The organism is Micromonospora sp. NPDC005413 (assembly GCF_040606435.1).
In the GTDB taxonomy this organism is placed as follows: domain Bacteria; phylum Actinomycetota; class Actinomycetes; order Mycobacteriales; family Micromonosporaceae; genus Micromonospora.
Window position 1 is genome coordinate 1 of sequence record NZ_JBEXEV010000070.1, and the last position, 8,377, is coordinate 8,377.

Sequence of the window (8,377 nt, forward strand, 5' to 3'; positions counted from 1 at the left end):
GGTGCCGCCCGGCCCGCCCGGATTGAGCATGAGCACGCCGCGTCGCTTCTCCGGCTTCGTGCTCGCGATCCGCGACACCATGAGCTCGATCTGGGTCCCCTCGGGGTCGCCGTAGTCCAACGGGACCGGCACCTTCGCGCACTGCAACGGCAGCTGCACCGTCGGCGGCACCACCACGTCCTCCGGACATGCCACCCACGCCAATCCCGCGGCCGGTTTCGTCGCCGCAGGCTCCCCGGCCGCCGCCGGAATCACCGCCACCAGGGCACCGACCATGCCGAGCATTCCCGTCAGGGCGATGCGTCGTCTTCGCGCCATTTTTGCCTCCGTTCGACCCGCCCTCGGCGGGCTCGGCCCCAACCACACGGGTACCGGCTCGCGGGGACGGATCCTCGTGGCCGCGGCGGCGATGTTGGCCGAAGGCGTGATGACTTTCCTTCGTCCACCTTCGCCGTCGCAGCTTCATTAATACGCTGTGCTAGTGGCAACGCTATCACACCGTACTAATACGGTGTGATGGGAAGCGACATGTGACACAAGCCAAGCCTGTGCCGCAGGGGCACGGTCAAGCCGGGACCCGGCAGGCTCTCCGCGGACGATTCCGGAAGGACGCCACAGCGGCGGACACACCGCGTGCGAGGGGGCGGGATCATTTCCGGGCGTGATCGACGACATCACACTCCGTGCGGGGTTGAGTGTGCCGCTACGGCCGGGTGTTTCGTCTGGGAACGTAGACGCATAGAACGAATTCGGAGTTCTCCATGGCCTTGTTCGACGCCGGTCCAACCGCGGACCGGTCCGCCTCACCCGCTCCCGCGCGCAGCACCGCCCGCGCCGGTGGCGCTGCTGCGGCGGTGCTCGCGTTGCTGACTGCCTGCACCGGCTCGCCGACCTCGGCGGAGTCCGAGCCGCAGCCGTCCCCTGCCGGGCGGCCACGACGGCCGACCTGGAGATCACCAATGTGGGGATATCCGAGCCCGGTACGTCGTCAGCGGTCGCGATCTGGGGACCGACGATGACGACGCAGGTCCGTGACGAACAGATTCTGGGCGTCGTCACGCACGTCGGGTCACTCCGAATGGTGCTGACGACTCACCGCGACACGAGGGGTCTTCCCGCCGACATCGCCGGCCGCCTCACCCGACTGCGAGATTGAGGACCTGAGGCCACAACTCCGAGCGATTCGAGTCGGCCGCGCTCGACCGGACGGTCGAGCGCGGCCTTCGCGGGTCGTCGCGTCGCCGGGTCGGGCGCTTCAGTGCTCGGACCGCTCGGCCCCGGTGCTGCCGGTCGTGACGGCGTCGGCGGCCAGGCGGAGGGTGTCGGTCTCGAAGCGGAGTCGCAGGGCGTCGGTGGGCAGCGCGCGCTCGGCGAAGAGGCCGTTCAGGACGGTTGCCAGAAACCGTGCGCGCCGCTCGACGTCGTTCGCCGGGATCACCCCTTCGCCGGCGAGGACGGTAAGCCATCGCTCGATGCGGTACAGGCCCAGCCGCTCGAGTGAACGGTATGCCGCGACGTCGTCATCCGTCAGGTCGGACGTCATGTAGGTCTCGTGGAGCCCGCGCCAGTACTCGCGCGCCCGATCTCCGGTTCCCACCTGCGCGAGCAGCTGTCGCAGGCACTCGACGAGGCGCTCCGCGGGTGCTAGCGCGGTGTCGAGGATGGGATCGCCGGGGATGTCGACGTCGTAGACGCCGGCGACGACGGCGTCGATGAGTGCTAGCTGGGTCGGAAAGAAGTGGCGGAGCGACCCCGTGCTGACGCCTGCCCGCGCGGCGACCGCTCGGACGCTCAGCCGAGCGGTCGGGTCCTCTCCGAGCATCGTCGCCGCGGCGACCAGGATCCGGTCGCGGGTGTCTCGTCTCGTTCGCCGGTCAGGCATCGTCGGACCTCCTCACCACAGGTTCTATCACAACGTGCTAGATTCGATTGAGTAACACAGCGTACTAGTAATTCGGTGATCGAAGACAGGAGGTTTTCAGGTGGCCCTCGAAGGATGGCGCAACCGGCTCGCGGCACGGCGCGTGCGCCCGGGCAACGGCGAGCCGCTCCCGCGCTTCCGCTGGTGGCAGCTGCTGAGTAGATCCGTACGCACACTGACGCTGCGCGCGCCGAACGGCACCACACAGACCTACGCGGTCGACGTCCGTCAGCTGGGCGATCGCGACGACGGCGCGGTACGCGCGCGCCTCTACCTCGACGGCGCGCTGTTCGCGTTCTCGACGGTGCCGGCTCGCTTCACCGTGCCGGGCGGGCGTATCGAGGTCGCCGTCGGCACCTTCGGTCTACAACGGTGCCACTTCGTGCGGACCAACGGCACCGCGGTGCCGTTGGTCCCCCATCCCGCTTCCGCCGAGGGTCGGCGCGCCCACCTTCACCACACCCGCCCCGGGCTGAGTCGCGTCGTCGGCGTCGTCTCGACGCTGCTCGTGTTCGTCGGGATCTGCGTGGCCGTGCCGCAACTCGTCGAGACGATCTCACAAGCTCCGCCCATTGCGGATTCCCTCGGCACCTTCGATCTTCCGGTACGCATCCCGCCCGCGGTGAACATCGCCGCCGGAGTCGCAGCGGTCGTGGGCAGCACCGAGCGCGCATTGCGACTGCGTTCGAACTGGCTCGACTCCCTCGCGAGCTGACGATGGGAGAGGACGCCGGCTGAGCGGGTCGTCGTCGCGATCGGTCAACGGCAGGCCGGCGGCGGTGGCGATGCGGTCGACCGTCTGCGCCGAGGAGGTGGTCTCGGGCAGGACGAGCTCGCCGGGCCACCCCAGGACGTCGTACGTTGTTGTAGCTGTCCGGGCGGATCGCCTGCCGACGCTGTAGCGCGACCTATGGCCGGCTGCCGGGGGTTACCAGCCGTTACGGTGCTCCGGTGGTGCTCGGATGTTCGGCGCATGACCAGCACGTTCGGGACAGAACCACCACAGCACGTCCCGCGCGGCCGATCGTCGCCTCGCGCGATGTCGCATCCCGCTCACGGCACCGCCCTGACCAGCAGATACTCAGCCGCTAGTTTCGGCACACAGCAGCACTCACCGATACGCGCGAGGCAACGGTTATGCAGCGAAGGGAGCATCTGACGGGTTCGGACTACGGATCAGAAGGTTAGGGGTTCGAGTCCCTTCGGGCGTATCGCACGAGCAGGTCATGACCTGCGAAACGCCCCTACGGCGATCGATCTCGATCGACTGGAGGGGCGCTTCTTTCTGCGCATTTCCGCTCCGGATCACTGGTGCTCGCCCGCGAGCGCTTTGACGTGGTTCGCGGCCGTGCCGTCGGGCACCACCGCCTCGATACCGATGGCCCGCTACGTTCGGGCGGCCAAGCGGTGTTCCCGTGGGCTCACGCCGCGGATGCGTTTGAAGGCCGTGCTCAGGGCGAAGGAGCTGCCGTAACCGACGTGCCGGGCGACGGCGCCGACGGTGACGCCGGGCTCGCGGAGCAGGTCGGCTGCCAGGGCCAGCCGCCACTCGGTGAGGTACGACATGGGCGATTCGCCGACGAGCGCCGTGAAGCGGCGGGCCAGCGCCGCCCGGGAGACCCCGGTCTTGGCTGCCAGCGACGCGACGGTCCAGGGTTGGGCCGGGTTGTTGTGGAGCATCTGCAGAGCCCGGCCGACGATGGGGTCACCGTGCGCCTTGTACCAACCGGGGGCTTTGGCCGCAGGTCGCGCGAACCATTCGCGTAGCGCGGCGATGAGCAGCAGGTCGAGCAGCCTGTCGAGGACTGCTTCCTGGCCGGGGTCGTCCTTGACGATCTCGGTGGCCAGCAGCGGGACCAACGGGGAGTCCCAGGAGTCGCCCGGGACGACCAGTAGCGGCGGCAGTGCGCTCAGGAGCCGCTGACTGACCTCGCCCCGCATCGTGTAGGTGCCGGTGAGCAGCATTGTCGGGCCGTCCGGGCTGTTGCCCCAGGTGCGTACGCCCAGCTCCATCATCTCGGGCAGTTCCTGCCCGTCGGGGGTGGTGCAGAGCTGGCCTGGATGAATGACGACCTGCGGTGCCGTGGCCGGCTCGTCGGCGACGGTGTACGGGTCGTTGCCACGAATGATCGCCAGGTCGCCTGGACTGAGCTGTACGGACGCACCCTCGTCGGGAACGACCCAGGCGTCCCCCTGGACCATGGCCACCAGGGTGAGCGGCGCCTGGTCCTCGATCCGTATCGACCAGGGTGGGGTCAGGACCGAGCGGAGGAGGAATGCTCCCCGGGCTCGAGGTCCGTCGAGGAGACTGACGACTGCGTCCATGTAGACGATTACACACAGAATCGCGCGCCTTGGCTATCCACAGTCTCACACCGCTGCGTTTCAATGATCGCTATGACGAACGAACGAGAGCGGAACACGATCCTGGTGCTCGGCGGGACCGGCAAGACTGGCCGCCGCATCGTGAAGCGGCTGCAGGAGAGCGCAGTGCCCGTTCGGGCGGGTTCCCGCTCCGCTGCGCAGCCCTTCGACTGGGCGAACCGGGCGACCTGGGCGCCGGTGCTGCAGGGCGTCGGAACGGTGTATGTGTCCTACTACCCGGACCTGGCGGTGCCGGGCGCACCCGAGACGGTCGGCGCGTTCACTGAGCTGGCGGTGGCGTCCGGGGTTTCCCGGCTGGTGCTGCTGTCCGGCCGGGGTGAGGAGGAGGCGCAAGCCAGCGAGAAGCTCATCCAGTCCGCCGGGGTCGAGTGGACGATCCTGCGGTCCAGTTGGTTCAGCCAAAATTTCAGCGAGGACTATCTGCTGGAGCCGGTGCTGGGCGGCGAGATCGTCCTCCCCGTCGGGAACGTGCCCGAGCCGTTCGTGGACGCCGACGACATCGCCGAGGTGGCGGTTGCGGCCTTGACCGAGGACGGGCACGCGGGGCAGATCTACGAGCTGACCGGCCCCCGGCTGCTCACCTTCGCCGAGGCGAGCGCCGAGATTTCCACAGCGACGGGCCGGCGGATCGAATTCGTTCAGGTGTCCCCCGACGACTATGCGGAGGCGCTCGCCGCGGAGGGCACGCCTTCCGGGGTCGTGGAGCTGCTGATGTACCTGTTCACGACCGTGCTGGACGGGCGCAACGCCCATCTGGACGACGGGGTTCAGCGCGCCCTGGGTCGGCCGCCCCGCGACTTCGCCGCCTACGCCACCGCCACCGCCGCCACCGGTATCTGGGACAGAGGGTAGGACACCATGAGACTTGCGCAGCACGTGTCGCTGATCGCCGCCACCATCACCACCGGACTCATGGCAGGGCTGTTCGCCGCCTTCGCCTACGCGGTCATGCCCGCCCTGAAAGGGGCCGACGACCGGACGTTCGTGGACACGATGCAGCGGATCAACGTGACCATCGTCAACGGCTGGTTCATGCTGGGCTTCCTGGGCGCACTGGTGTTCGCGGCGCTGTCGGCTCTGCTGGCCTGGCGCGGAGAAGGCCGCCCGGCGCTGCCGTGGATCATCGGTGGGCTCGCTCTGTACCTGGCGATGTTCATCATCACGGCCGCCGTCAACGTCCCGCTCAACGACAAGCTCGCGTCGGCCGGCAGTCCCGGCCACATCGCCGATCTCGCAGCTGTACGCGAGCACTTTGAATCCAGTTGGGTCGCCTGGAACATCGTCCGCGCGCTGGCCAACACGGCCGCGTTCGGCTGCCTCACCTGGGCTCTGATCGTCTACGGCCGTACCACCGTTTGAGCCAGCAGCCGGGACGGCAAGGTCTGCCGCATCAGCGCAGTTCGAGCGTGAGCAGCGGCTCAGCGAACACAGGCGACGGTGCGTCGGGATCTGCGGCGACGGCCTGCTCCAGGCGGCGGAAGCCGACCTCCAGGTCGTCGGGGCTGAGCTGCGCGAAGAACGAGAGGGTACGCAGGCGCAGCCGTTCGAGCATGTCACCGCAGGTGCCCGAGGACGGCTCGGTGACGGTGCCGAAGCTGGCAACGCGCCAGCCGATCGACGTGAACATCTCGATGACCTCATGCAGTGGCTGGAACAGCGAGGCGTCCACCTCGTAACCGCGGGGAAAGTGCCCCAGCCACCACGGCCGGGGATGGTGGTCGCTGAAGTTCGCGCGCAGAAGCAGCCGCCCGCCGGGCCTGAGCACCCTGGTCAGCTCCTGGGCTGCTCGGACCTTGTCCTGGACGTGGTGCCAGGACAGGAACATGAGGGCGTAGTCGGCGCTGTCGGACGGCACTGGCATGTCCTCGGCGGTGCCTGCCAGATAGCGCACACCGGGATGCTGGGGCTGCGTCTGCGCGATCTCGCGCATGCGGACCGACGGTTCGACGCCGGTGACTGGCCCGAATGCTCCTGCCAGCGCAGGGGTGAACCTGCCGGTCCCTGAGCCGACGTCCAGCCCCACCAGCGGACGTCGCTCGGGCAGCACCTCTGCAAAGGCGCTGATCCATACCTGTAGTTGTTGCTGGGTGAGCGCGCGCCCACGCGCGTAGTCCTGGTGCTGCTCCGTGTCGTAGTCGATCGACCTCATCGCACCTCCCGTGTTGACCAGGCGACCGTCAGTGCCGCCCGATGTATCGGACCGATACATCGTGACGATATTTGTCGTCGCCTCGCCGCACAAGGTGCCTGTGTGAACGGAGCTGCACGGACGAGATGCCTCGCGGTGCCCGGATCCGGCCGGGCGCAGCCCGGTCTCGATCCTGGTCGACCCAGCAGTCGGTGCTGCGGCAAGGCGCCATTTCAGGCCGGTGGCCATGCGCGAACATCGATGTTAGTGCCACCCAGGCGCCAACCTTCCCAAGCGTCCAGCCGTCACCAGGGCTGCTGCCTGCGGAGAGTCGGTGAGCGTCCGTCGCGCCGAGAGTTGCGGCGAGGCAGCAGCCGATGTTCCGGAAAGATTACGTCTTGACGAACGGCATGTTATCGCTCACAGTCGATGGCTAAGGACGACGACACCTCTGGCTTCCCGGGCGAGCCTGCTTCGTCGACCTCGAATCAGGCGTGCGCCAGGCCATGCAGACGTCTTGTTAGCGCTAACTTTCCGATGCATGCGCCCAGCCACGCGTCGCGGTGCACCCATCGATGGGTAGGCCGTTCGGCTCTTGGTCATTGAAGGAGGATCATGTCTGTCCTTGATACGTCTCCATCGATCGCGCCGCCCTCGCGGCGGCGTGGGTGGTTGTTGCGGTTCTTCGCCGCTGGCGCGATGGCGATGGTGGTGGGTGGCGCTGCCGCAGCGGTGGTGTCGTCGCCAGCCGCCGCGGCGACGGTCGACACGAGCGCTTGGTATGTGTTGATCAACCGCAACAGTGGCAAGGCCTTGGACGTGTACAACCTGGCCACAAACGACGGTGCGCGGATCACCCAGTGGGCCCGGAACAACGGCAACCAGCAGCAGTGGCAGTTCGTGGACTCCGGCGGTGGCTACTACCGGGTGAAGTCGCGGCTGTCCGGCAAGGTGTTGGACGTCTACAACTTCTCCACCGCCAACGGTGGCAGCATCGTGCAGTGGACCGACGGCAACGGGTCCAACCAGCAGTTCCGGCTCGCCGACTCGGACAGCGGCTACGTGCGGCTGATCAACCGGAACAGCAACAAGGTGATGGAGGTGCAGGGCGCCTCGACCGCCGACGGCGGAAACATCGTGCAGTACGACGACTGGAACGGCAGCAACCAGCAGTGGCAACTCGTCCGCGTCGACGGCGGGGGCAACCCCACCACACCGCCGCCCACGACCCCGCCGCCGTCGGGCACGTGCGATCTTCCTTCGACGTACCGCTGGTCGTCGACGGGTTCGTTGGCGAACCCGAGGTCGGGGTGGGTGTCGTTGAAGGACTTCACCGTGGCTCCGTACAACGGTCGGCAGCTCGTCTACGCCACGACGCACGACTTCGGCTCGTCGTGGGGTTCGATGAACTTCGGTCTGTTCACGAACTATTCGGAGATGGCTTCGGCCAGTCAGAACGCGATGAACTCAGGCACCGTCGCGCCGTCGTTGTTCTACTTCGCGCCGCGCAGCATCTGGGTGCTCGCCTACCAGTGGGGTCCGACCGCGTTCTCCTACCGGACCTCCAGTGACCCGACGAACGCCAACGGCTGGTCATCGGCGCAGCCGCTGTTCACCGGCAGCATCTCCGGCTCCGGCACCGGACCGATCGACCAGGCGGTCATCGGTGACGGCACGAACATGTACCTGTTCTTCGCCGGCGACAACGGCAAGATCTACCGGGCCAGCATGCCCATCGGGAACTTCCCGGGCAGCTTCGGCAGCAACTACACGACCATCATGAGCGACACGACGAACAACCTGTTCGAAGCCGTGCAGGTCTACAAGCTCCAGGGGCAGACCCGCTATCTCATGATCGTCGAGGCGATCGGGTCGCAGGGCCGCTACTTCCGCTCCTTCACCGCCACCAGCCTGGGTGGTTCGTGGACCCCGCAGGCCGCCAG

7 protein-coding genes and 2 pseudogenes are annotated in these 8,377 nt (G+C 67.6%); 4 read left to right on the forward strand and 5 right to left on the reverse strand.

Features of this window, described 5'->3' with window-relative positions:
- Both ABZS37_RS32470 and ABZS37_RS32475 read right to left on the reverse strand, forming a co-directional pair.
- Positions 1 to 318: pseudogene (locus ABZS37_RS32470) on the reverse strand (hypothetical protein); the annotation flags it as partial.
- A 937-nt stretch (positions 319 to 1,255) separates the two neighbouring features.
- Positions 1,256 to 1,882, reverse strand: a complete 627-nt coding sequence (locus ABZS37_RS32475; RefSeq protein ID WP_355175390.1) for a helix-turn-helix domain-containing protein — start codon at positions 1,880 to 1,882, stop codon at positions 1,256 to 1,258.
- A gap of 100 nt (positions 1,883 to 1,982) precedes the next feature.
- Between ABZS37_RS32475 and ABZS37_RS32480 the strand changes: the two genes are divergently transcribed.
- Complete coding sequence (locus ABZS37_RS32480) at positions 1,983 to 2,636, forward strand: hypothetical protein (protein WP_355175392.1); 654 nt, start codon at positions 1,983 to 1,985, stop codon at positions 2,634 to 2,636.
- Positions 2,637 to 2,657: 21 nt separating this feature from the next.
- On the opposite strand, the pseudogene ABZS37_RS32485 reads toward ABZS37_RS32480, so the two are convergent.
- Together ABZS37_RS32485 and ABZS37_RS32490 are read right to left on the reverse strand one after the other, a co-directional pair.
- A pseudogene (locus ABZS37_RS32485) lies at positions 2,658 to 2,783 on the reverse strand (kinase); the annotation flags it as partial.
- A 524-nt stretch (positions 2,784 to 3,307) separates the two neighbouring features.
- Positions 3,308 to 4,246, reverse strand: coding sequence for an AraC family transcriptional regulator (locus ABZS37_RS32490; protein WP_355175394.1), 939 nt, complete (start codon positions 4,244 to 4,246; stop codon positions 3,308 to 3,310).
- A gap of 72 nt (positions 4,247 to 4,318) precedes the next feature.
- Here ABZS37_RS32490 and ABZS37_RS32495 point away from each other — a divergent pair, with 72 nt between their 5' ends.
- Both ABZS37_RS32495 and ABZS37_RS32500 read left to right on the forward strand, forming a co-directional pair.
- Positions 4,319 to 5,158 carry an NAD(P)H-binding protein gene (locus ABZS37_RS32495; RefSeq protein ID WP_355175396.1) on the forward strand — a complete coding sequence of 280 codons (840 nt, stop codon included), beginning with the start codon at positions 4,319 to 4,321 and terminating at the stop codon, positions 5,156 to 5,158.
- Between the two features lie 6 nt (positions 5,159 to 5,164).
- Complete coding sequence (locus tag ABZS37_RS32500; protein WP_355175398.1) at positions 5,165 to 5,665, forward strand: anthrone oxygenase family protein; 501 nt, start codon at positions 5,165 to 5,167, stop codon at positions 5,663 to 5,665.
- 31 nt (positions 5,666 to 5,696) lie between these two features.
- Here the strand turns inward: ABZS37_RS32500 and ABZS37_RS32505 are convergent, their stop codons facing one another.
- A complete protein-coding gene (locus ABZS37_RS32505) occupies positions 5,697 to 6,683 on the reverse strand; it encodes a class I SAM-dependent methyltransferase (protein ID WP_355175400.1) in 987 nt (328 codons plus the stop codon).
- A gap of 366 nt (positions 6,684 to 7,049) precedes the next feature.
- Here ABZS37_RS32505 and ABZS37_RS32510 point away from each other — a divergent pair.
- The coding region (locus tag ABZS37_RS32510; RefSeq protein ID WP_355175402.1) for a non-reducing end alpha-L-arabinofuranosidase family hydrolase at positions 7,050 to 8,377 on the forward strand (1,328 nt) is incomplete at its 3' end.